The sequence below is a fragment of the Actinomyces sp. ICM58 genome, from assembly GCF_000283035.1.
Taxonomy (GTDB): domain Bacteria; phylum Actinomycetota; class Actinomycetes; order Actinomycetales; family Actinomycetaceae; genus Pauljensenia.
On sequence record NZ_ALIY01000015.1, the window covers coordinates 1 to 21,159 of the forward strand.

Sequence of the window (21,159 nt, forward strand, 5' to 3'; positions counted from 1 at the left end):
GACGGCGATGACGGTGCGCTCGACTGCGGGGGCGATGGCGCCCGCCCGCGGGCCTTCCACCACGGTTGCAGGTTTGGGGGTGGGAGCGTGCGTGCGTGTGCGACGGATGACGGGCGTCGGGGCGGTATCGACCGAGGTAGGGGCCGCCGGACCCGAGTAGCGTCCCGGCAGAGTGGGTTGTTCGCTCAATCGCGTGGCGACGCCGCCGGGATAGTCGCGAGTGTCCGCGCCTGCATCGACTCGATACGCGTCCGGCGTTGCTGCCTTCATAGCCCCTCCATCAACAAAACACTTGCACTTGTCGAACAAGCATACTTGTCGATTACTCAGGAAGCAACAGGGTTAGTCAATCCCGAGAGTCTTGCGCAGGCGCGCGACGTGACCGGTCGCCTTGACGTTGTACTGGGCCAGAGCCACCGTGCCGTCGGGGCTGACGACCACGGTCGAGCGGATGATACCGACATAGGTGCGCCCGTAGTTCTTCTTCTCGCCCCACGCGCCCCAGGCCTCGAGAATCTCATGATCCGGGTCGGAGGCAAGCGGGAAGGTCAGGGACTGCTTCTCCGTAAAACGCTCGAGGGCGGCCATCGAATCAGCAGACACCCCGATGACGGAGTAGCCCGCTGCCTGCAGCGAGGCGAGCGAATCTCTAAAATCGCAGGCCTCCTTCGTGCAACCCGGCGTCGAGGCTTTCGGGTAGAAGTACACGACGACGCCGCGCGAGGAAGCAGCGAGCAGATCCGACAGGGACAGGGTCCCCTGGGTGGTTTGGACGGTAAAGTCAGGGGCCTTGTGGCCAATCTCCAAAGCGCTCATGACCACAGTGTATCGACCGCCACTGTCCCTGGGCGACCCGGTTCGAACATTGTGCGCGAGATGGGACTCGAACCCACACGTCAAAGACACTGGAACCTAAATCCAGCGCGTCTGCCAATTCCGCCACTCGCGCGCGCACCCAAGTCTAGCGGATGGGCGCGGCCACGTCCGAACGCGCGCGGGCACGAGGCCGGCGCAGGCTCACGTCAGCGCGGTCGCGTTGATGGTCCCCTCGCCGAGCACTCGACTCCCCCGGTAAACGACCATCGACTGGCCCCGGGCCACCCCACGCGCGCTCCCCTCGAGCACGACGCTGATGGTCCCAGCGTCCTGGTCCCGCGACAGCGACGCGACGGGAATGGGTGTGCCGTGCGCGCGCAGCTGCACGAAGAGGTTGGTTGCCTCCGACCCGTCGTCGTCGCGGGCCAACCACACGGCGTCCGTCGCCGTGATGCGAGAGATGGACAGCAGCTCGGAAGCGCCGACCACGACCTGGTTAGTCTCGGGCCTGGTCTCGAGGACGTAACGGGGGCGGCCATCGGGGGCTGGCGAGCCGATGCCCAAGCCCTTGCGCTGGCCCACCGTGTAGTTCCAGTAGCCCTCGTGGCGGCCGAGCACCTCGCCGTCGGGGGTGACGATGTCGCCCTCGGAGGCACCCAGGTGGGCGCGCAGGAAGCCCTGCGTGTCCCCATCGGGGATGAAGCAGATGTCGTAGGAGTCCGGCTTGTTGGACACGCCCAGGCCCAGGCGCTCCGCCTCGGCGCGCACCCACGCCTTGTTGGGCGCGTCGCCGAGCGGCAGGACGACGCGGGTCAGTTCCTCGGGTCCCATGACGGCCAGCACGTAGGACTGGTCTTTGAGGTTATCGGCGCCGCGGTGCAACTCGGGGCCGGTCGCCCCATCCACGATGGCCGCGTAGTGGCCGGTGCACACCGCGTCGAAGCCGAGGGCGCGAGCGCGGGCGGCGAGCTCACGGAACTTCACGAACTCGTTGCAGCGCACGCACGGGTTGGGGGTGCGCCCGGCCCGGTACTGCTCGACGAAGTCGGTGATGACAGTTTGCTCGAATTCGCTCGCCAGGTCCCACACGTAAAAGGGGATGCCGATGATCTCGGCGGCGCGGGCGGCATCCCCGGCGTCCTCGATGGAACAGCATCCGCGTGAGCCGATTCGACACTCCTGCGGCTGGGAGGACAGGGCCATGTGGACCCCGACCACCTCGTGTCCAGCCTCGACGGCTTTCGCGGCGGCGACGGCGGAGTCCACGCCGCCGGACAGTGCTGCCAGGACTCGCATGCTCAGCGCTCCTCGTTTCGTTCGTTGCGGACGTGCGCGATGCCGTCCAGGGCTGCGCCCGCACGCATCGCGGCGGGCAGGGCGGACAGGAAGGCATCGATATCGTCGCGGGTCGTCTCACGTCCGAGGGAGACACGCAGGACTCCGAGAGCCTGCTCTTCGGTGCGCCCCATCGCCATGACGATATCGGAGGGGCGGGTGACACCCGCGTGGCACGCGGACCCGGCGGACACCGCGATGCCGGCCATGTCGAAGGCCATAAGGACGGCCTCAGGGCGGGCGGTGGGCAGAGACAGGTGGATAATCGCCGGGCACGAGGCCGACTCCCCCACCGTCGGGGACACACCGTCGGGCAGGTGGGCCAACAGGTGAGCACGCAGGTCGGCCGCGCGGGCAGCGAAAGCGGCGCGCTCGGAGACGACCTCGGTGAGCGCGGCGGCGAGGGCGCACGCGCCCGCGACGTCGGGGGTTCCCGAACGGATCGAGCGCTCGTGTCCGCCTCCCGGGCGGTCGGTCACCATCGGGATGCCGCGCCGAACGAGCAGCGCACCGATCCCGGCGGGGGCTCCGATCTTGTGACCGCCGACGCTCATGAGGTCCAGTCCGAGGCCCGCAAAGGAGACGTCCACGGTCGACAGGGCCTGGGCCGCATCGCTGTGGACGAGGCCGCCGGCCCGGTGCGCGAGCACAACACAGTCGGCGACCGGCTGAATGGTGCCGATCTCGGAGGACACGAGGGCCATGGAGGCGACCGCGAGGCGACCGTCCCACGACGGCGGCGCGTCGTGACCTGAAACCACGGGTAGCACCGACAGGCCGCCGGCATCCACCGGCAGAACCTCCCAGTCAAACCCGTCACGGCACACGACCTCACGCTGGTGGGCAACGGCATCGTGCTCGACGCCCGAGACGACGATGAGGGCACGGGACTCCTCGCGCGCGCGTGCGCCCCGGGCTGCCGCCACGACACCCAGCGCGTCGGATTCGGTGGCGCCGGAGGTGAAGACGACCTCGTGAATGTCGGCCCCCAAGGCCTCAGCGACCTGTTCGCGCGCGTCGTCAAGCATGCGACGGGCCCGCCGCCCTCCGAAGTGGAGAGCGGCGGGATTGCCGGGGGACTGGGCCAGATCACGCTGGACGCGCGTCCACGCGTCGAGCGCGCACTCGCGCAGCGGCGTCGTGGCCGCGTGGTCGAGGTAGACACTCACGCCTGGGAGCGCGCCTCCTCGATGATCGCCAGGGCGGCAGGGACGACCTCGCTCACGTCACCGACCACGCCAAAGTCCGCGATCTCGAAGATCGGGGCATCCGGGTCGTCGCACACGGCAAGGATGTGGGCGGCGGACTGCATGCCCACCGTGTGGTGAATGGCGCCAGACACGCCCAGGCCGATGTAGAGGTTGGGGGTGACGGTCAGGCCGGTCTGGCCGATCTGTTCGCTACGGGGTGCCCAGCCCTCGTCGCAGGCAACGCGGGTCGCGCCCACGGCTCCGCCGAGGACGTCCGCGAGGGACTGAACCAGCCCAAAATCGCCGTCCACGCCGCGGCCACCGCACACGACGGTCGAGGCGTCGGTCAGGGACACGCCCTCCTCTTCGTCGGCCACGCTGGAAACCACTTCGACCGCGCTGGCCTCGGGGCTCAGCTCAACCGCGAGGGGCTCGGGGGTCAGGGAGACGGGCGAGACGACGGGGGCCTCGTCGATGATTCCGGAGGAGATGCCAACGATGGGGGTCTGGCCCTCGAGCACGATGCCCATCGACCAGGAGCCACCCAGAGCGGTCTTACCGACCTGGAGGACGCCTCCGTCGAAGGAAACGGAGGCGGCACCAGAGATGACGCCGGCCTCGGTCAGGGCGGCGACGCGCCCGGCGATCTCACGACCACGGTAGTCGGAGCACAGCAGCACCAGGCCGAACGAGTCGGTGCCCAGCGCGGCGATGACCGCATCGGAGGCAACCACCGAGGAATGACCGGAGGGACCCAGGTCCGCGTGCAGGAGGCGGGTCGCACCCAGCTCGGCCAGCGCGGCCTCGTCGGGGGCGGCTGCCACGGAAAGAGCCACCACGTCACCGGAGGTCAGGGACGCCGCCAGCGTGAGCGCCTGGCGAGCCAGAGAAGTCAGGTGCGCCCCGGACTGGTCTGCCAGGACGAGGATCGGGGAACTCATCTGCTGCGTCATATCACTTCACCACCGAAAGAATGTAGTCGGCCAGCGCGCGCCCGCCCTCGCCAGCGTCCTGAATGATCGTGCCGGAACCGTCGCGCACGTTCTCCTCGCTGAAAGTCACGGAGGTCAGCGCACGGCGCATGACGAGGGCCTCGCCACCGGGAACCTCGACGAGGTCGTCAATACCCCACTGGTCGAGGGGTTTCTTGCGGGCGGCCTTCATCGCGGCGAAGGCCGGGTAACGAGGCTCGTTGATCTGGTCGGTCACGGAGACGACGGCGGGCAGCGCGGCGCGCAGCGTCTCGGTGTAGCCGTCAACGGAGCGCTCAATCGTGACGACGCCGTCCGCGACGCTCAGGGTACGGGCCAGGCCCAGCAGCGGCATGTGTGCCTTGGCGGCCAGGGCGCCGGGCAGCATGGAGGTCATCGCGTCCAGCGACGCCATGCCGGTGATGACCAGGTCGACGGGGCCACATTCTTCGCTGACCTTCGCGATCGCGACGGAAAGCACCGACGCGGTCGTGATGACGTCGGAGCCCTCGAGGAACTCGTCGGAGACTAAGAAGGCGCGGTCCGCGCCCATCTGCAGGGCACGCATGAGCGCGTCCTCAGCGTCCTCGGGTCCCATCGTCAGGGCGATGACCTCGGCCTCGCGGCCGGCGTCTTCCTCGGCTTCTTTGATCTGGACGGCTGCCTCAATGGCGTTTTCGTCCAGCTCGTTGAGCACATCGTCCTCACCGCGCACCAGGCGGCCGCCCTCAAAACGGCGTTCGGACTGCATGTCCGGGACATGCTTCACACACACGACAATTCTCATGGCTTCTAGCGTGCCACATTCCTCGCGGCTCGCCCATATGAGTGTCACCTCACCGTCGCACACCACAGGTGCAACCCACACTCGAGCACGAATCAACTGCCGCCCACGTGCGTCTCCTCATAGGTCTTTCATCCCACCAATCCGACCAGCCTGTTCACGGTCCCGTATGATGGGAGTTAGCGTTATCCGCGAGGCAATGACTCTATCCGTCATTCAGCAAGAAGAGGCACCCCTAATATGTCCGAGCGATCCGGCTCGTCCCACACACCCACAAGGCGCGTCACCGAACCCAACCCGCTGCCCACCCGTCTGGGTGTCCACCCTGCGGGCGACGGCCTCGACGTGGCGGTGATCGCCCGCGGCGCCTCCGGCGTGGACATGTGCATCTTCGACGAGGCCGGGGCTGAGACGCGCTATGCCCTCATGGGCCCCAAGACGGGCGTGTGGCACGGCCACATCCCGGGCTACGGCGCGGGCACGCGATACGGTTTCCGCGCACACGGCACGTGGGATCCCGACGGCGGCAAGTTCTTTAACTCCCACAAGCTCCTGCTCGACCCCTACGGTCGAGGCCTCGACGGTGTCGTCGACATGAAGCCCGGCGTCTACGCGCACTGCGTGGACGAGGATCTGTACCCGTCGGAATACCCGATGCATCGCTCCCCCATCGATTCCGCTCCCTACATGCCGCGCTCGGTCGTGGTCGAGCCCTCGTTCCCGATCATCCCCAAGCCCCAGACACCGTGGGAAACGACCGTGATCTACGAGATCCACGTCAAGGGCTTCACCAAGAACATGCCCGGCGTTCCCGAGCCTCTGCGCGGCACCTACGCGGGCCTGGCGCACCCGGCCTCGGTCTCCTACCTCAAGGACCTGGGGGTGAGCGCCGTGGAGCTGCTGCCCATCCACGCCAAGTGCGACGAACCTTTCCTCACCGAGCGCGGCCTGACGAACTACTGGGGCTACTCGACGCTGTCCTTCTTCACCCCCGAACCCTCCTACGCGACCGCCGAGTCGCGCGCAGCCGGCGCCCAGGCCGTCGTCGACGAGTTCCGCGGCATGGTCTCCCTCCTGCACAAGGCCGGCATCGAGGTCATCCTCGACGTCGTCTACAACCACACGTGCGAGGGCGGCGACGCCGGCCCCTCCCTGTCGTGGCGAGGCCTGGACTCCGACATGTACTACCGCCACACCTCCTCGCGCCCCGTCCAAACCATCGACGTGACCGGCACCGGCAACACGATGAACATGGACCACCCCAAGACCATCCAGATGGTGCTGGACTCGCTGCGCTACTGGGCGCGCGACATGGGCGTGGACGGATTCCGCTTCGACCTGGCGGCCACGCTCGGGCGTTTCTCCACCGGCTTCAGCCCGATGCACCCGCTCCTCATCGCGATGGCCACCGACGACATCCTGGCCCACACCAAGCTCATCGCCGAGCCCTGGGACGTGGGCCCGGGCGGCTGGCAGACCGGCAACTTCCCGGTGCCTTTCTCCGAATGGAACGATCACTACCGCGGTGCCCTGCGTAACTTCTGGCTCGCGGACGTGCGCGCCCAGGCCTCGGGCCACGTCGTCTCCGGCCCCAACGACCTGGCGACCCGCCTGTCCGGCTCCCAGGACGTGTTCGAGCACGGCCTTGGACGCCTGAGGGGCCCGCGCGCCTCCATCAACTTCGTGACCGCGCACGACGGCTTCACCCTGGCGGACCTGACCGCCTACGACCGCAAGCACAACAAGGACAATCTCGAGAACAACCGCGACGGCTCGGACGACAACCGTTCGTGGAACCATGGCCTCGAGGGCACGCTGGCCTCAGGCGCCACCCACCCGGACGCAGCCACCCCCTACGCGATCCTCACTAACATGCCGATCGCGCGCCTGCGGGCACGCTCGCAGCGCAACATCCTGGCCACCATGTTCGTCTCCTCGGGCACGCCGATGCTCACGGGCGGTGACGAGTTCGGGCGCACCCAGAACGGCAACAACAACGCCTACTGCCAAGACGGCCCGATCTCATGGGTCGACTGGGACCTCGCCGAGGCTCAGCAGGCGCAGATCGACGCCGTCTCCTGGCTGATCACCCTGCGCAAGGCGCACCCCGTGCTGCGCCCCGACAGCTTCGCAACCGGTCAGCCCTACGGCGGCGATACGCTCCCCGACCTGTCGTGGTACACCGCCCAGGGCACGCCGATGCCGGACTACGGGTGGACGGACTCGCGTCACCGCACCTTCCAGATGCTGCGTTCCGGCGTCAAGTGGGGCGACCACGACGCCCTCATCATCATCAACGCGAACCTCGACGACGCGCAGGTCACCCTGCCGGAAGGCCACGATCTGGACTGGCTCATCGCTTACTCCACCGTGTGGGAGACCCCCGGAGACGGAGGGGTCGGCTCCTTGCTTGATCCCTCCGATATCTCCCTTGAGGTCGAGCACGTCACCCCGCGTTCCACACTCACGATCGAGGCGCTGTCCGTGACGATTCTCCTCTCCGACATTGCCTTCCAGCCCGAAAACTGACGCACTTCGCGTTTTTCTTTCCTCCCACACACCCGTTAGGATCAATGCATGACTCGCAGTGAAGATGCCCTGGAAACAGCAACCTCCGATGCCTCGCTGGCCCGCTCGAAGGCCCGCAGCGCCGAGATCGACCTGGCGATCGACCAGGACCCCTCGCGTTTCCGCATCCTCACGGGTGACCGCCCCACGGGCCACCTCCACCTGGGCCACTACTTCGGCACGCTGCGCAACCGCGTGCTGCTGCAGAACCGCGGGGTTGAGACCTGGGTTCTGGTCGCTGACTACCAGGTGATCACCGACCGCGACGGCGTGGGCCCGATTCGCGAGCGCGTCCTCGGCCTCGTCGCCGACTACCTGGCCGCGGGCATCGACCCGGAGCGCTCGACGATTTTCAACCACTCGGCGGTGCCGGCCCTCAACCAGCTCATGCTGCCCTTCCTCTCGCTCGTCACCGAATCCGAGCTCCACCGCAACCCGACCGTGAAGGCCGAGCTGGAGGCCACGGAGGGCCGCGCGATGACGGGCCTGATGCTGACCTACCCGGTCCACCAGGCCGCCGACATCCTCTTCTGCAAGGCCAACATCGTGCCCGTGGGCCAGGATCAGCTCCCCCACCTAGAGCAGGCTCGCCTGATCGCCCAGCGTTTCGACAAGCGCTACGGCCGCGCCACCCCTGAGCGCCCCGTGTTCCCCCGCCCCGAGGCCCTCCTGTCCGAGGTCCCCCTGCTGCTGGGCACCGACGGGCAGAAGATGTCCAAGTCGCGCGGCAACACGATCGAGCTGCGCATGAGCGCCGACGAGACCGCGAAGATCCTCAAGAAGGCGAAGACGGACGCGCAGCGCCGCATTACCTTCGATCCGGAGGGGCGTCCCGAGGTCTCGAACCTCCTCATGCTAGCTTCCCTGGCGACGGGCGAGGCCCCCGAGGCGATCGCCGACCGCATCGGCGACGCGGGCGCGGGCACCCTCAAGGCCCTCGTCACCGAGTCCCTCAACGAGATGCTCGCTCCCCTGCGGTCTCGCCGCGCCGAGCTCATCGCCAACGAGGACTACCTGCTGTCCATCCTGCATGCCGGTAACGAGCGCGCGGGCGAACAGGCCGATCAGACCCTGTCCGAGGTTCGCACCGCCATGCAGATGGTCTACTAACCCATCACCCACTGCGTCATTGGAGACAACTATGGCCTACAATCAATTCCCCGAACGTCCCGACGAGTCCGTCGGCTCGTGGATGCTCACCCTTCTCGTGTGCGGCATCCCGGTGATCGGCTTCATCTACCTGCTGGTGCTCGCCTTCGGCTCCGGCGCCGCGCCGTCGAAGCGTAACTTCGCGCGCGCCGTCTTCGCCTGGGAGATCATCGCCCTCGTGGCGACGGTCATCCTCTACGTCCTTTTCGGAGCGGCGATCTTCGCAGGACTCAACAGCGGTCACTGACGTCTCATCTCACGTCTTCCAGCGGGGCGGCATCCGAATCACTCGGATGCCGCCCCTCTCTTTTTTGCCAGCCAGGGGCTCTGTCGTTCCTCCACACGCCCCATCACCACACCATGGGAGATCGGTCACATTCCGTGGTGTGATCTTCGCCTATCAGCTGGTCGGTCCATACGTTAGGGTTGGATATGTGAGCGAGAAACTGTTGCCCCGTATCCCGATCATTGAAGTGTTCCCCGTCATCGAAGACGGAACACTTCCCGCCAAGGCGACCGAAGGCGAGCCTTTCCCCATTCGTGCGACCGTTTTCCGCGAAGGACACGACGCATTCGCCGCCGAGGCCGTCCTGCTACGCCCGGACGGAGGTGAATACTCCCGCACCCGCATGGTCGACATTGCCCCCGGCCTGGACCGCTACGAGGCCTGGGTCGCCGCCGACACCCCCGGCGCCTGGTCCTTCCGCATCGACTCCTGGTCCGACCCCTACGCCACCTGGCGCCACGACGCCGCCGTCAAAGTCGGAGCCGGCATCGACGTCGAGCTCATGCTCGAGGAGGGCGCCCGCCTCATGGAACGCGCGGCCGCCGGCATCGCCTTGCACAACCCGACCCAGCAAGAGCCCCCGACCTCGGACATCGAGGCGCTCTTCGACGCTGCACGCCGCCTGCGCGACAACAGTCACTCCCCCCAGCAGCGTCTCTCCGCTGGCATCTCCTCGCGCATCCGCCTGGTCTTCCGCGATCACCCGCTGCGCGACCTCCTCGACTCCTCGCGCGTCTACCCACTCGACGTGGCCCGCACCAAGGCGCTGGCCGGCGCGTGGTACGAAATCTTCCCGCGCTCGGCAGGCGCCTACCAGAACCCCGACGGCACCTGGGTCTCGGGCACCCTCGAGCGCGCCGCCGACGACCTGCCGCGCATCGCGGGCATGGGCTTCGACGTCGTCTACCTGACCCCCATTCACCCGATCGGCACGACCTTCCGTAAGGGCAAGAACAACGCGCTAACCGCAGCACCCGGCGACCCCGGATCCCCCTACGGCATCGGCTCGCCCGAAGGCGGCCACGACGCCATCCACCCGGACCTGGGCGACTTCAACGATTTCGACCGCTTCGTCGAGCGCGCCCGAGGCCTGGGCATGGAGGTCGCCCTCGACCTGGCCCTCCAGTGCTCACCCGACCACCCGTGGGTCAAGGACCACCCCGAGTGGTTCACGACCCGCGCAGACGGCACCATCGCCTACGCGGAAAACCCCCCGAAGAAGTATCAGGACATCTACCCCCTGAACTTCGACAACGATCCCGAGGGCATCTACCAGGCCGTCCGCGACGTCATCGAACTGTGGATCCACCACGGCGTGACGATCTTCCGCGTCGACAACCCCCACACCAAGCCCATCCCGTTCTGGGAGCGCCTGCTCGCCGACATCAAAGCCCAGTACCCGGGCACGCTCTTCCTGGCCGAGGCCTTCACGCGCCCCGCCATGATGCGCACCCTCGGCGCGATCGGCTTCGACCAGTCCTACACCTACTTCGCGTGGAGGACGTACAAGCAGGAGATCGAGGAATACCTTCTTCAGATTTCTCGGGAGACGGCGCACCTCATGCGTCCCGCCTTCTGGCCGACCACGCACGACATCCTCACCCCGCAGATGTGGGACGGCGGCACTGCCATCTTCGCGATCCGTGCGATGCTCGCCGCGCTCGGTGCCCCCACGTGGGGCATTTATTCGGGCTACGAGTTCGTCGAAAACGAGCCGCGTGGCACCTTCCAGGAGCCCAACGACAACGAGAAGTACGAGTACCGTCCGCGCCGGTGGGAGGACGCCGACGCCATCGGCATCTCGCGGCTCTTCACGCTGCTCAACGCCGCGCGCGCCAAGCACCCCGCGCTGCGCCAGCTCCACCAGATCCGCATCCACCCCACCTCCTCGGATCGCCTCATCGCGTTCTCGCGCCAGGTGCCCGGAAAGTTCACCGAGGACGGCAACCCCGACACCGTCATCTGCGTGATTTCCCTGGATCCGCACAACGGCGTGGATGCTTCGGTCGAGCTGGACCTGACGGAGATGGGCCTGGCCACCCCCGGCGGCAACATCACGGTCGTCGATGAGCTCGACGGGCACTCCTACGTGTGGGGTTCATCCAACTGGGTGTCCCTGTCCCCCGTGACACGCATCGGCCACGTCTTCAAGGTCGAGCCCGCCCACTCCTCGCCCTGGTCGCAGGCCTGACGGTGGTGGTCCCGCTCGGAGCAGCGCGTGCCGCGCGGGACCGCCACGCACACATTAACCACCTCGATGAGACCCGGCTCCCAATTTTGCCGGTCAACCGATAGACTACTAACACGACAGTGAACTAAGCGGTTCACACAATCTGGAGTAAGGACAATCCATGAGCTGCGAACTAACGCCGATCCCGGTCAATGACGACATTCTCGACGCCGTTGCCTCAGGCTCCTACTACTCGCCGCACTCCGTGCTCGGCGCTCACCTGAGCGACACGGGCGTGACGATCCGCGTCATCGCGCGCCTCGCCGACGCGGTCGACGTGGTTACCCCGTCCGGAGCCTACGCGGCGACCCACGAGCGCGGCGGCATTTGGGTTGCGGCTCTGCCCGGCAAGGAGATTCCCCCCTACCGCGTGTCCGTCACCTACGGTGAGGACACGACGCTGCGCGACGACCCCTACCGCTACCTGCCCACCCTGGGCGAGATGGACACCTACCTCATCTCTGAGGGCCGCCATGAGAACTTGTGGCGCGTCCTCGGAGCCCATGTGAAGACCTACACCGATGAGATGGGCGAGACCACCGGTACGGCCTTCGCCGTGTGGGCGCCCAACGCGCGCGCCGTGCGCGTCGTCGGCGAGTTCAACTTCTGGGACGGCGTGGCTACCTCCATGCGGTCGCTGGGTTCCTCCGGCATCTGGGAGATCTTCGTACCCGACGTCGGCGTGGGTGCCCGCTACAAGTTCGAGATCCAGGGCCCCGGCGGCAACTGGTTCCAGAAGGCCGACCCGCTGGCCCGCGCCACCGAGATCCCCCCGGCCACGGCCTCGGTCGTCACCGACTACTTCCACGAGTGGACGGACGACGAGTGGATGTCGACCCGCAAGGATCGCAACCCCCACAGCGGCCCCATGTCCATCTACGAGGTCCACGCGGGCTCTTGGCGTCAGGGCCTGGGCTACCGCGAGCTGGCCGACGAGCTGGTGCCCTACGTCAAGCAGATGGGCTTCACGCACGTGGAGTTCATGCCGCTGGCCGAGCACCCCTTCGGCGGCTCCTGGGGCTACCAGGTGACCTCCTACTACGCCCCCTCCTCGCGCTACGGCACGCCGGACGACTTCCGCTACCTGGTGGACGCCTTCCATCGCGAGGGCATCGGTGTCATCCTGGACTGGGTGCCCGCCCACTTCCCCAAGGACGACTTCGCCCTGGCCCGCTTCGACGGCACCCCGCTGTACGAGGATCCGGACCCGCTGCGCGGCGAGCACCCCGACTGGGGCACCTACGTCTTCAACTTCGGCCGCCGCGAGGTGCGCAACTTCCTGGTCGCCAACGCCCTGTACTGGCTGGAGGACTTCCACGTCGACGGCCTGCGCGTCGACGCCGTTGCCTCAATGCTCTACCTGGATTACTCGCGTAAGGACGGCCAGTGGCGTCCCAACCAGTACGGTGGCCGCGAGAACCTGGAGGCCATTGACTTCATCCAGGAGGCGAACGCGACCGCGTATCGTCGTCACCCCGGCATCGTCATGATCGCCGAGGAATCCACGGCGTGGCCGGGCGTGACCGCACCGACCTCGGGCGGCGGCCTCGGCTACGGCATGAAGTGGAACATGGGCTGGATGAACGACACCCTGCGCTACCTGAGCGAGGATCCGGTCAACCGCCGCTGGCACCACGGCGAGCTCACCTTCTCGCTCGTGTACGCCTTCTCCGAGAACTACGTGCTGCCTCTGTCCCACGACGAGGTCGTTCACGGCAAGGGCTCCATCATCTCCAAGATGCCCGGCGACAAGTGGCAGCGCCTGGCTGGCCTGCGTTCTCTGTACGCCTACCAGTGGAGCCACCCGGGCAAGCAGCTCCTCTTCATGGGTCAGGAGATCGGCCAGGAGCAGGAGTGGAACGAGTCCTACTCTCTCGACTGGTGGCTGCTGGACCAGGAGGGGCACGCGGGCGTCGCGGCCCTGGTGGAGCGCCTCAACGCGATCTACACCTCCTCCCCCGCCATGTGGGATGACGACTACACGGGCTTCGAGTGGATCGACGCCTCCGACGGCGATCACAACCTGATCTCCTACCTGCGTAAGGGGGCCGACGCCGAGGGCAACCGCGAGGTCGTCGTGTGCGTCTCGAACTTCGCGGGCAACCCGCATGAGGGCTACCGCGTGGGCCTGCCCTTCGGCGGCGAGTGGGTCGAGATCCTGAACACGGACGCCGAGGAGTTCGGCGGTTCCGGCGTCGTCAACGTCGGTCCGATCATCGCCGAGGACACCCCGTGGAACGGCCGCCCGGTCTCCGCTCAGCTGCGCGTGCCGCCGCTGGGCGCCGTGTGGCTGGTGCCCGCCTCTCAGGTGCGCTGACACGCCATAGGCTCGTGCGACGAGGCCGGGGCAGGGATTCCTGCTCCGGCCTCGTGTCGTTGCGTGTGCGGCGCAGCTCGAAGCCGCGTCGCGCACACTGTCACATGAGAAGCATCGCCAGGCGCGTGCGTGCCTTGGAGACTTCGGGGGACGAGCCCGCGACCCGGAAGAGGTCGAGGAGACGCAGGCGCAGCGCGTCACGCTCCTCCGCGTCCGTTGTCGCCGCGAGAAGCTCGAGCAGCACGTCGAAGGCAGCTTGCGCGTCGCCGGCCGCGAAGAGCGCGTCGGCGCGGGCTGCCGGGTCGCTCGCATCGTGGTCACCGTAGGCGCGGGCGGCGAAACGGACGCGCGACAGGTGCGACTTGGCGTCCTCGTCGCGAGGATTGAGCTCGACGACCCGCTCCCACAGGGCGATCGCCTCGTCGAGGCGTCCCTCCTCCTCGGCGGCCAGGGGGGCCTCGTGCTCGGGCGGGATCGGAGCAACCGTGTCCTCGGCGGCCACGGCGATGCGAGCCGTGACCCCCATCTGGGCGGCGGCCTCGAGAATCTGGGAGACGACGGGGACCACCTGGTCCTTGCCGGCGCTGCCCTGGAAGAGCGGAACCGGGCGCCCACCGACGAGCGCGACGACAGTGGGCACCGCCTGGATCTGGAACGCCTGGGCGATTTGGGGGGCCTTGTCGATATCCACCTCGACGAGCTGGAAGGCACCCGCGTGCTCGCGCGCGACATCCTCCAGCATGGCCAGCGTCGGCTTCGATTCGAGCGAGCGCGACGACCACATGACCAGGATGACGGGAACGGCCTGCGACGTCGACATGACGTCCTGGAAGCCGGCCTCGTCGGTGGAGGTGATGAGCGGAATGTGCAAACCCTCCCCCGCGGGCGCGGCGCTCTCCTCGGGAGCGGGGGCCGCGGCACGGGCCGACAGGTCGATGGCCCCGTGTGAGTCTGCGGGGGTGACGGCCGCCTCGGGGGCGCCGCTGCGGGGCTCTGGCGTGTTCATAGTGTTCCTCTCGCGAAAGCGTTGTTATCCACAACGATGATATGCGTCGTCCCCACGCCACTGGGCGCGGGGACGACGTGTGCGCTACGGGTGAAAATCAGCCCGGGCTGGACGAAGAATCGAGGGCGACCTTGACGATGGATCGGTCGCCACCGACGATCTGCACGTTGCCGCCCGCCTTCTGGGAGGGGATCCGCATGATGACGGTTTCGATGTAGTCGACCGTCGCCGTGCCCTCGACCGTCGTGCCGTCCTTGCTGAGCGATGCGGTCGTGCCGCCCAGGTTCATCGTGGAGCCGGCGACCGTGCGCTGATAGGTCAGCGTGTACTTCAGATTCGCGGCGACCAGCGCGGAGCCGTCCTGCAGAACCAGGCCAGAAATCGGGTAGTCCGTGGCGGTGGCCGCCATCGTGACGGAGCCAGCGGCGCTGACCGAGGAGTTCAGGTCGGTGACTTGCTGGAGGGTCTGCTTCGTAAACTCGTCTGCGACGAACTGGCTGGTGTCCTGGGTACCCGAGTTCAGCATCGTGATGTACTGCGTGAGCGCGGCATCGGGGCTCACGGTGAAGCCCTCGGAGTCGCCCGTCACGTAGGCGGAACCTGTGCCCACGGGGGGCAGCGTCAGCTGGGTGCCGCCGAGCAGGCGCGCGTAGTTCGTCAGCCTGTAGTCCGAACGCGCCGAGTCTTGCACGTAGACCTGGAGCACGGGCAGCGCCGTGGAGGAGCCGTTCGAAATGTTGAAGATTGCGCGAGGCCAGGAGTCTGAGTTCGTGATCGCCAGCGACGTGGGTTCGAAGTCGAGGGTCGACGGCGCCTGACCCGTGGCGGTGGCCAGTGCGTACTGAGCGGTGCGGGTCTCGAGGGCGCCGTTGGTCACCTTGTCGCCGAGATCGGAGGCGTTGAGGGAGGCGTCCGCGCTCGCCATGGCACCGCCGACGTCCGCCAGCACCGACGAAATGCGCTCAAGGTCAAGATTTGCCGTACTCTGCGCACCGGAGCCCGACTGGGCGACGATTTCGCTGGAGCAGGCGCTCACGCCGAGCGCGGATGCCATCAACAGGGCGGCGCTGGCCGCCGCGAGGGTCCGTCGTTTCACTGCTGTCCTCCCTGACGGTCCTTGAGCCAGCCGGACATGATCGAGGTCCAGCCTCCGGTCGCCGACGCGTCGTCGTCGGGAGCAGACGTGGGCGCGGGGGCTGGTGCGGGGACCTGCTCCTCGGCGCTGCGCGGGCGGGTGATCGGGATCAGGCCGGTGTTGAATTCCTGACCGTCGACGACAACGACCTCTTCGCCCTTGTTACGGGCCTCGCGCAGAGCGCGGCGGGACGGGAGCGTGCGTCCTCCGCGAATGCCAGACAGGTCGATGACGCCGGTGTCGGTCGTCGCGCGCTCGGGCGGATCCTCATCGACGGGCCCATTGTCGAGGCCATGGCGGCCGCGGCGCTCGAAGGTGTCGGTCATCGGGTCGGGCACGTACTCCTGCGGCGCGGAGGGCTCGCTGTAATCGGGGGCGGGCACGCCGACGATTGACTCGCGCACCACGGGCTCGGTATCCGGCTCGACGACGATGGCCTCACGAATGGCGGTGTCTTCAGCCGAGGGGGCGGAGGCGAGTGCCTGGTCCGGGGTCGCGGCGAATGCGGCGGCACCCCACACAGAGTTACGCGACGTATCCTCGGCGTACTCCTCGGGGTTCTCGGCGGCGTTCTCCGCGACGGGTTCCTCAACCTGTTCCTTGGCGCTATCGGCCTCCGCTGCCTCGTCCACGGCAGGAGCGGGCGCGGAAGCCGGGCCGGACTCGCGGGCAGCCGCGATGCGCTCGGCCACCTCGGCGGAGTTGATCGACGAGGTCTCGAGAGAGTCGGCCTTCCGGCGCTCCTCAATGCGCTGGGCGCGAATCTTGCGCAGGCGGAGGAGCTGCCAGCGGGTGAGGAAAAGCGCGAGGGCGATGAGGGCAAACACGCAGGCCGCCAGGAAGGCGATGATCGCCAGCATGTTGGTCTGTTCGACCTTCCAGGTCAGCGTCAGCGTCAGGTCGTCGGGGCCGCCCGCGGAGGCGGCAACGGCAGAGCGGCCGCTGGGCACGTTCTCCAGGTCGATGGACACGGAGCCCGCGCCGCTCTCCTGCTTGAACCACATCGGGGATTTCGCCAGCTGATCCGTCAGCTGCGCGGACGTCGGGTCGGCGATAGGCTCGGCGCCGGACTGCACGCCCGACTGCGCGTTGCTGTGCGCGCCCGACTGGCTGCCCGGCTGCGAGCTGACGTTCGGGTTCACCAGGCCCGTTCCGTTCGCCGCGTGGGATTCGGCCTTGAGCTTGTTGCGATCTGCCTCAATGCCGATGACCTCGGTGTAGGCGGCATTGCCGATCCACCCCTTCGCGTCCTGCGAGGTGCCGATCACGAGCGTCACGGGCGCGCCCGACTTCGAGGTCGCGGTGACCTTGACGTCATCCTTGACGATCGACAACACGTTGTCACGCGTCATGATCAGGTCGGTCGCCGAATCCACCGACGACACCTGCTGCGTCGGCGGCCGCAGGACGGTCACGCCGAGCAGCCCGACAAGGACGCATACGAGTGCGACAGCGCCCATCGACGATGCCGCCACGTATCGCTTCAAGAGTTCCACGGTTGCTCCTCAGGTCCAACGCCCACACTGCGGGCATTCTTCAGACCCCACTTTACGTGCAAACACTGTGAACAGGCACATGTGCACGCGGGGCAGTGATACATCACATCTCTCGTCACAGGGGCCGCAGCCCCCGTCGCCAGCACTCCGAATGCCAGTGTCGGCGCCCCTCGACCCCCTGCGGCAAACCGAAGGGGGCTTCCTCCGGCCACGCGACGATGTGCGCGGTTCCGACTGGGATGGGTCGCAGGCAGGCGGGGCAAGTGTACTCCTTGGCGGCGCTGGGAAGGCGCCGCACCTGATAGTCGCCTCCATCCGGCCCACGTTCCGTGCGCGGCACGGAGGCGAGGCGGTCCATCTGCAGCGGACGCGCCTCGCCCCACGGTCGTTTCTTGCTTCGTTTACCTCTCACGCAACCACAGTGCCACGTCGCCAGACGCGGCGCACGTGCAGGTCCTCGCCGACCTCGACGATGTCGGCCTTCTTACCGGGCGCAAGAGCACCGACGGTGTCATCGCCGAGGATCGCGGCTCCCTGAGCGGAAGCCATGTAGACCGCGTCGACCAGGGGAATGCCCCCGCGGGTAACGGCCACGCGCACGCAATCCATCAGATGCGCCGTGCCGCCCGCAATGGCGTTGCCCTGCGCCAGGCGCGCGACACCGTCCTTGACGATGACGTCCTGGGGGCCGAGCGTATATTCGCCGTCGGCCATGCCTGCCGCCGCCATCGCATCCGTGATGAAGACGACGTGCTCGCGACCCACCATCTCGTACACGTCGCGCACCAGCGAGGGGGACACGTGAATGGAGTCGCAGATCAGCTCGGCGACAGCGCCGCCGCGCGCGGCATCGGAGAGGAACTCGGCGATCGGACCGGTGTCGCGGTGGTGAAGCGGGCGCATGCCGTTGAACAGGTGCGTGATGGTCGCACGTGGGCCGCGCTTCGTGGCGACCTGCGCGAAACGCTCGCGCGAGTATTCCAAGGCCTCGCGGGCCTTCGTCGAATTCGAGTCGGTGTGGCCCCAGGAGGGCACCGCTCCCCCGTCGATGAGGGCCTCGGCCACCGATCCGGGGCCGTAGGCGCCGGGCTTCTCGGGGGCCAGCGTCATCGACAGCGCGTATCCCTGGCAGTCGTCGATGAGGGTGCGCGTGAGCTGCGCGTCCGGGTCGATGATGTAGGTCGGGTCCTGGGCGCCGCAGCGCTCGTGGGAGACGAAGGGGCCCTCGAAGTGGATGCCCGCGATCTCTCCGGCGAGCGCCAGCTCCGCCAGGGTCTTGGCACGCGCTCGCAGTACCTCGGCCGAGGCCGTCACGCAGGAGGCGACAAGGGTTGTCGTCCCGTGGCGGCGATGCTCCTTGACGGCGACGAGGGCCGCCTCGGCAGTCTCGGCGTTGGGGAAGGACTCCCCGCCACCGCCGTGGCAATGCACATCGACGAGGCCGGGGAGGAACGTCGAATCGGTGGGCTCGGGCAGCTCGCCCTCGTAGTCGGACGCGGGACATACACGGGAAATGGTCAAGCCGTCGATCTCGATGATTCCATCCTCGACGATGGAATCCTCCAGGACAAGACGGCCGCGCAACACAGAATCAGTCATGCCAACATTGTGGCACACCTGACACTTCATCGCTGTGTCTTAGACAACCATTTCTCCCATTCGTCGAACGCACGCCGCGCCGACTCTTCCTGGGACTGGCATCCCGGGGCCACCACGACCTGACGCCCGGGAGCCAACACGGCCACCACCCGACCGCCCTCGACAGCGATCGGGCGAAACATGCCGTTCTTCGCCGGGCAGATCAGGGCCTCGAGGGCGTCGTCAGTCAGGCAGGAGCGGTCCTTGTAGCCCACGTGCAGCTCGTCGAATGAAGGGAGAGCGTGCATAGCCTCCGCCTCGGCGCGGCACTCTTCCACGAGATCACTAAGATCGGCACGCGCCAGAGCACCGTCGAACTCTGCCAGGGGAAAGCCCATGCTCTCCCCCGCCTCGCGCGCGCCGGCCATCGCCCGACGCGCCTCCGTCACGGTCAACCCGGTCCACCTGGCCAAGTCGGCCTCGTCGATGGGACCGTGCCCCCAGGCGTAGCGCGCGGCCAGCACCGCGAGGGCCTCCTCGTGCCCCGACTCCCCCTTCGCTACTCCCGGGGCTCCGGGCAGCGGGCGAGCGTCGACGATCAGGTGTTCTCCCCCTCGCACGGGACCCGAGGTCACCAGCCCGTCCATGTGCAGGCGCATCACGAGGTGGCGACGACGCAGGCCCGCACCGGAGGAAGAGGCCGTCACCGTGTCGATCCCGCTGCGCGCCCACGCCTCAACCAGCTCCCCTCGGCTCACCCCCATCGGCGACGCCTCCAGCAGCTCGCACGCCACCTGAGCAGCACGCTCGACACTCGCATCATCGAGGCCCAGGGCAACCGCCTGGCGTTCCCACGCCGCACGTCGATGGCGCAGCAAGCGACGCAGCCAGTGGTGGTCGCGCCCGCTCGTGACGTGCACGGTGCCACGCATCGGCCAGGACCGAACCAATTCACCTCGCGCGAACGAATCCTCAATGTCGGCGCGCGACGCGCCCTGGCAGCGCACGCCAATCGCCCACGGGATCGCGCTGGCCTGCTGGCCTTGCAGCGCCGCCAGATTCTCAACGGCATCCAGCGGTGAGCGCGCTGCGGTCGCAGGTACGAGTCCTTGGGCGATAATTCTCCCCAGGCTCACCCTCTTGGATGCGTCCATCAGAACAGTCGAGACTCGGGGTCATCCACCCCGCGCATCGCGTCGTAGTCCAGGACCACGCAACGAATCCCGCGGTCCTCCGCGAGGGTGCGCGCCTGCTTCGTGATCTCCTGAGCGGCGAAAATACCCGTCACGTCACCCAGGAGCGCGTCGCGTCCCAGCAACGACAGATAGCGCGTCAGCTGTTCGACGCCGTCAATGCCGCCGCGACGCTTCACCTCGATCGCGACATGGTTGCCGTCGGCGTCGCGCACCATGAGATCCACGGGACCCACGGGCGTGGGGAACTCGCGACGCACCAGCTCCCAGCCCTCTCCGAAAATCTGCGGAACCTGCTCGGCCAGCAGCTCCTGCAGGTGCGCCTCCACTCCGTCCTTCACGAGGCCGGGGTCCACACCCAGATCCTCGCTGACGTCCGCGAACACCTCGTGAATACGAATGATCAGCTTGTCGTCCGTCTTATCGGCCTGCACCGTCCACACGGCCTCCACGCCCTCCTCGTCCTCCGAAGGCTCCCCGACGGTGACCGTACACGGCGCCGTCATCCAGTTCAGAGGCTTGTAGGAGCCGCCCTCGGAATGGATAAGAACCGAGCCATCACCCTTGAGCATGATGACGCGCTTCGCGGGGTCAAGGTGGGCGCTCAGACGACCGGAATAATCAACGGTGCAAGAAGCAATAACAATACGCACCCCGTGAGCTTACCAATCCCACTCACGGGCGGCGAGGAGGACCCGACTCCACCCAGGACACTAACCCGTTATATGTCAGGCGTTCCACGGCGACCTCGTAACGATGCTCACCATAGGCCAGGCGAACCTCAACCATCGCCCCATCGGCGGTGTGCGAGATCGGCGCGGAAACCTCCATCCCGCGGCGAGGGATCGAGTAGACCGGTGTAAAGGACATGCCGACGAGCCGATACCACGACAGTTCGTCGACGCCGTACACGCCGATACCGGCGGTCCATCCCGCGTGATAGTCAGGGCGCGACCAGCAGCGGAAGGCCCCCAAACGCGACGTGATCCTGCGGGCGCGAACATTCATGTACGCCCACAGGATCACTCCAACGCACGCGAGGAGAACCGCACACCACATCGCACCATGGATCAGGGTCATGAGGTCCTCCTCGCGTCTCGTCAAC

At 67.4% G+C, this 21,159-nt stretch carries 19 protein-coding genes and 1 tRNA gene; 5 read left to right on the forward strand and 15 right to left on the reverse strand.

All coding sequences use genetic code 11. The features are described 5' to 3' along the window. The 7 genes from HMPREF1138_RS00575 to HMPREF1138_RS00605 all read right to left on the reverse strand — a co-directional run. A partial coding sequence (locus HMPREF1138_RS00575; RefSeq protein ID WP_009055301.1) for a hypothetical protein occupies positions 1 to 270 on the reverse strand: 270 nt, incomplete at its 3' end. Positions 271 to 342: 72 nt separating this feature from the next. After that, positions 343 to 816, reverse strand: a complete 474-nt coding sequence (locus HMPREF1138_RS00580) for a peroxiredoxin (RefSeq protein ID WP_039936317.1) — start codon at positions 814 to 816, stop codon at positions 343 to 345. 52 nt (positions 817 to 868) lie between these two features. After that, positions 869 to 949, reverse strand: a tRNA-Leu gene (locus HMPREF1138_RS00585). Between the two features lie 68 nt (positions 950 to 1,017). After that, a complete protein-coding gene (mnmA, locus tag HMPREF1138_RS00590) occupies positions 1,018 to 2,112 on the reverse strand; it encodes a tRNA 2-thiouridine(34) synthase MnmA (protein WP_009055256.1) in 1,095 nt (364 codons plus the stop codon). Between the two features lie 2 nt (positions 2,113 to 2,114). Next, positions 2,115 to 3,320: a cysteine desulfurase family protein gene (locus tag HMPREF1138_RS00595; protein ID WP_009055276.1), complete on the reverse strand. Its 1,206-nt coding sequence runs from the start codon at positions 3,318 to 3,320 to the stop codon at positions 2,115 to 2,117. Then, on the reverse strand, positions 3,317 to 4,294 hold the full coding sequence (locus tag HMPREF1138_RS00600; RefSeq protein ID WP_009055288.1) for an electron transfer flavoprotein subunit alpha/FixB family protein: 978 nt from the start codon (positions 4,292 to 4,294) through the stop codon (positions 3,317 to 3,319). The genes HMPREF1138_RS00595 and HMPREF1138_RS00600 overlap by 4 nt, the downstream gene beginning before the upstream one ends. A 1-nt stretch (position 4,295) precedes the next feature. Continuing rightward, positions 4,296 to 5,099, reverse strand: coding sequence for an electron transfer flavoprotein subunit beta/FixA family protein (locus HMPREF1138_RS00605; RefSeq protein WP_039936299.1), 804 nt, complete (start codon positions 5,097 to 5,099; stop codon positions 4,296 to 4,298). A 237-nt stretch (positions 5,100 to 5,336) separates the two neighbouring features. Here HMPREF1138_RS00605 and glgX point away from each other — a divergent pair, with 237 nt between their 5' ends. The 5 genes from glgX (at position 5,337) to glgB (ending at position 13,646) form a co-directional block, all read left to right on the forward strand. Beyond that, positions 5,337 to 7,625 (forward strand): glycogen debranching protein GlgX, encoded by a 2,289-nt coding sequence (gene glgX / locus HMPREF1138_RS00610; RefSeq protein WP_009055248.1) that lies wholly within the window; start codon positions 5,337 to 5,339, stop codon positions 7,623 to 7,625. A gap of 48 nt (positions 7,626 to 7,673) precedes the next feature. Further along, positions 7,674 to 8,774, forward strand: a complete 1,101-nt coding sequence (gene trpS / locus HMPREF1138_RS00615; protein ID WP_009055273.1) for a tryptophan--tRNA ligase — start codon at positions 7,674 to 7,676, stop codon at positions 8,772 to 8,774. 31 nt (positions 8,775 to 8,805) lie between these two features. Further along, on the forward strand, positions 8,806 to 9,060 hold the full coding sequence (locus HMPREF1138_RS00620) for a hypothetical protein (protein WP_009055252.1): 255 nt from the start codon (positions 8,806 to 8,808) through the stop codon (positions 9,058 to 9,060). Between the two features lie 187 nt (positions 9,061 to 9,247). Next, complete coding sequence (locus tag HMPREF1138_RS00625) at positions 9,248 to 11,290, forward strand: maltotransferase domain-containing protein (protein ID WP_009055299.1); 2,043 nt, start codon at positions 9,248 to 9,250, stop codon at positions 11,288 to 11,290. 160 nt (positions 11,291 to 11,450) lie between these two features. Further along, the gene (gene glgB, locus HMPREF1138_RS00630) at positions 11,451 to 13,646 is read left to right on the forward strand and encodes a 1,4-alpha-glucan branching protein GlgB (RefSeq protein ID WP_009055287.1); all 2,196 of its coding nucleotides are present in this window, start codon (positions 11,451 to 11,453) and stop codon (positions 13,644 to 13,646) included. Between the two features lie 100 nt (positions 13,647 to 13,746). Here glgB and HMPREF1138_RS00635 read toward each other — a convergent pair whose 3' ends face one another. The 8 genes from HMPREF1138_RS00635 to HMPREF1138_RS00665 all read right to left on the reverse strand — a co-directional run bounded on the left by HMPREF1138_RS00635 (position 13,747) and on the right by HMPREF1138_RS00665 (position 21,134). Further along, the gene (locus tag HMPREF1138_RS00635; RefSeq protein ID WP_009055286.1) at positions 13,747 to 14,652 is read right to left on the reverse strand and encodes a tetratricopeptide repeat protein; all 906 of its coding nucleotides are present in this window, start codon (positions 14,650 to 14,652) and stop codon (positions 13,747 to 13,749) included. Positions 14,653 to 14,749: 97 nt separating this feature from the next. Beyond that, positions 14,750 to 15,748 carry a hypothetical protein gene (locus tag HMPREF1138_RS00640; RefSeq protein ID WP_009055272.1) on the reverse strand — a complete coding sequence of 333 codons (999 nt, stop codon included), beginning with the start codon at positions 15,746 to 15,748 and terminating at the stop codon, positions 14,750 to 14,752. Next, on the reverse strand, positions 15,745 to 17,247 hold the full coding sequence (locus tag HMPREF1138_RS00645) for a hypothetical protein (protein ID WP_039936320.1): 1,503 nt from the start codon (positions 17,245 to 17,247) through the stop codon (positions 15,745 to 15,747). Before HMPREF1138_RS00645 ends, HMPREF1138_RS00640 begins: the two co-directional genes overlap by 4 nt. 151 nt (positions 17,248 to 17,398) lie before the next feature. Continuing rightward, on the reverse strand, positions 17,399 to 17,641 hold the full coding sequence (locus tag HMPREF1138_RS11435; protein ID WP_238318578.1) for a hypothetical protein: 243 nt from the start codon (positions 17,639 to 17,641) through the stop codon (positions 17,399 to 17,401). Between the two features lie 50 nt (positions 17,642 to 17,691). After that, positions 17,692 to 18,882 carry an N-acetylglucosamine-6-phosphate deacetylase gene (locus HMPREF1138_RS00650; RefSeq protein WP_202898326.1) on the reverse strand — a complete coding sequence of 397 codons (1,191 nt, stop codon included), beginning with the start codon at positions 18,880 to 18,882 and terminating at the stop codon, positions 17,692 to 17,694. A 26-nt stretch (positions 18,883 to 18,908) separates the two neighbouring features. Further along, complete coding sequence (locus HMPREF1138_RS00655) at positions 18,909 to 20,015, reverse strand: DNA glycosylase AlkZ-like family protein (RefSeq protein WP_009055271.1); 1,107 nt, start codon at positions 20,013 to 20,015, stop codon at positions 18,909 to 18,911. Beyond that, complete coding sequence (nucS, locus tag HMPREF1138_RS00660; RefSeq protein ID WP_009055293.1) at positions 20,015 to 20,707, reverse strand: endonuclease NucS; 693 nt, start codon at positions 20,705 to 20,707, stop codon at positions 20,015 to 20,017. Before nucS ends, HMPREF1138_RS00655 begins: the two co-directional genes overlap by 1 nt. Positions 20,708 to 20,729: 22 nt before the next feature. Next, positions 20,730 to 21,134, reverse strand: a complete 405-nt coding sequence (locus HMPREF1138_RS00665; protein WP_009055250.1) for a DUF2550 family protein — start codon at positions 21,132 to 21,134, stop codon at positions 20,730 to 20,732. Positions 21,135 to 21,159 lie beyond the last annotated feature (25 nt).

What these genes read in the sequence shown, in the direction of transcription:
- HMPREF1138_RS00580 (WP_039936317.1), bottom strand. Translation starts at nt 816, where the DNA reads ATGAGCGCTTTGGAGATTGGCCACAAGGCCCCTGACTTTACCGTCCAA.
- mnmA (WP_009055256.1), bottom strand. Translation starts at nt 2,112, where the DNA reads ATGCGAGTCCTGGCAGCACTGTCCGGCGGCGTGGACTCCGCCGTCGCC.
- HMPREF1138_RS00600 (WP_009055288.1), bottom strand. Translation starts at nt 4,294, where the DNA reads ATGACGCAGCAGATGAGTTCCCCGATCCTCGTCCTGGCAGACCAGTCC.
- HMPREF1138_RS00605 (WP_039936299.1), bottom strand. Translation starts at nt 5,099, where the DNA reads ATGAGAATTGTCGTGTGTGTGAAGCATGTCCCGGACATGCAGTCCGAA.
- glgX (WP_009055248.1), top strand. Translation starts at nt 5,337, where the DNA reads ATGTCCGAGCGATCCGGCTCGTCCCACACACCCACAAGGCGCGTCACC.
- trpS (WP_009055273.1), top strand. Translation starts at nt 7,674, where the DNA reads ATGACTCGCAGTGAAGATGCCCTGGAAACAGCAACCTCCGATGCCTCG.
- HMPREF1138_RS00620 (WP_009055252.1), top strand. Translation starts at nt 8,806, where the DNA reads ATGGCCTACAATCAATTCCCCGAACGTCCCGACGAGTCCGTCGGCTCG.
- glgB (WP_009055287.1), top strand. Translation starts at nt 11,451, where the DNA reads ATGAGCTGCGAACTAACGCCGATCCCGGTCAATGACGACATTCTCGAC.
- HMPREF1138_RS00635 (WP_009055286.1), bottom strand. Translation starts at nt 14,652, where the DNA reads ATGAACACGCCAGAGCCCCGCAGCGGCGCCCCCGAGGCGGCCGTCACC.
- HMPREF1138_RS00645 (WP_039936320.1), bottom strand. Translation starts at nt 17,247, where the DNA reads ATGGGCGCTGTCGCACTCGTATGCGTCCTTGTCGGGCTGCTCGGCGTG.
- HMPREF1138_RS11435 (WP_238318578.1), bottom strand. Translation starts at nt 17,641, where the DNA reads ATGGACCGCCTCGCCTCCGTGCCGCGCACGGAACGTGGGCCGGATGGA.
- HMPREF1138_RS00650 (WP_202898326.1), bottom strand. Translation starts at nt 18,882, where the DNA reads ATGACTGATTCTGTGTTGCGCGGCCGTCTTGTCCTGGAGGATTCCATC.
- HMPREF1138_RS00655 (WP_009055271.1), bottom strand. Translation starts at nt 20,015, where the DNA reads ATGGACGCATCCAAGAGGGTGAGCCTGGGGAGAATTATCGCCCAAGGA.
- HMPREF1138_RS00665 (WP_009055250.1), bottom strand. Translation starts at nt 21,134, where the DNA reads ATGACCCTGATCCATGGTGCGATGTGGTGTGCGGTTCTCCTCGCGTGC.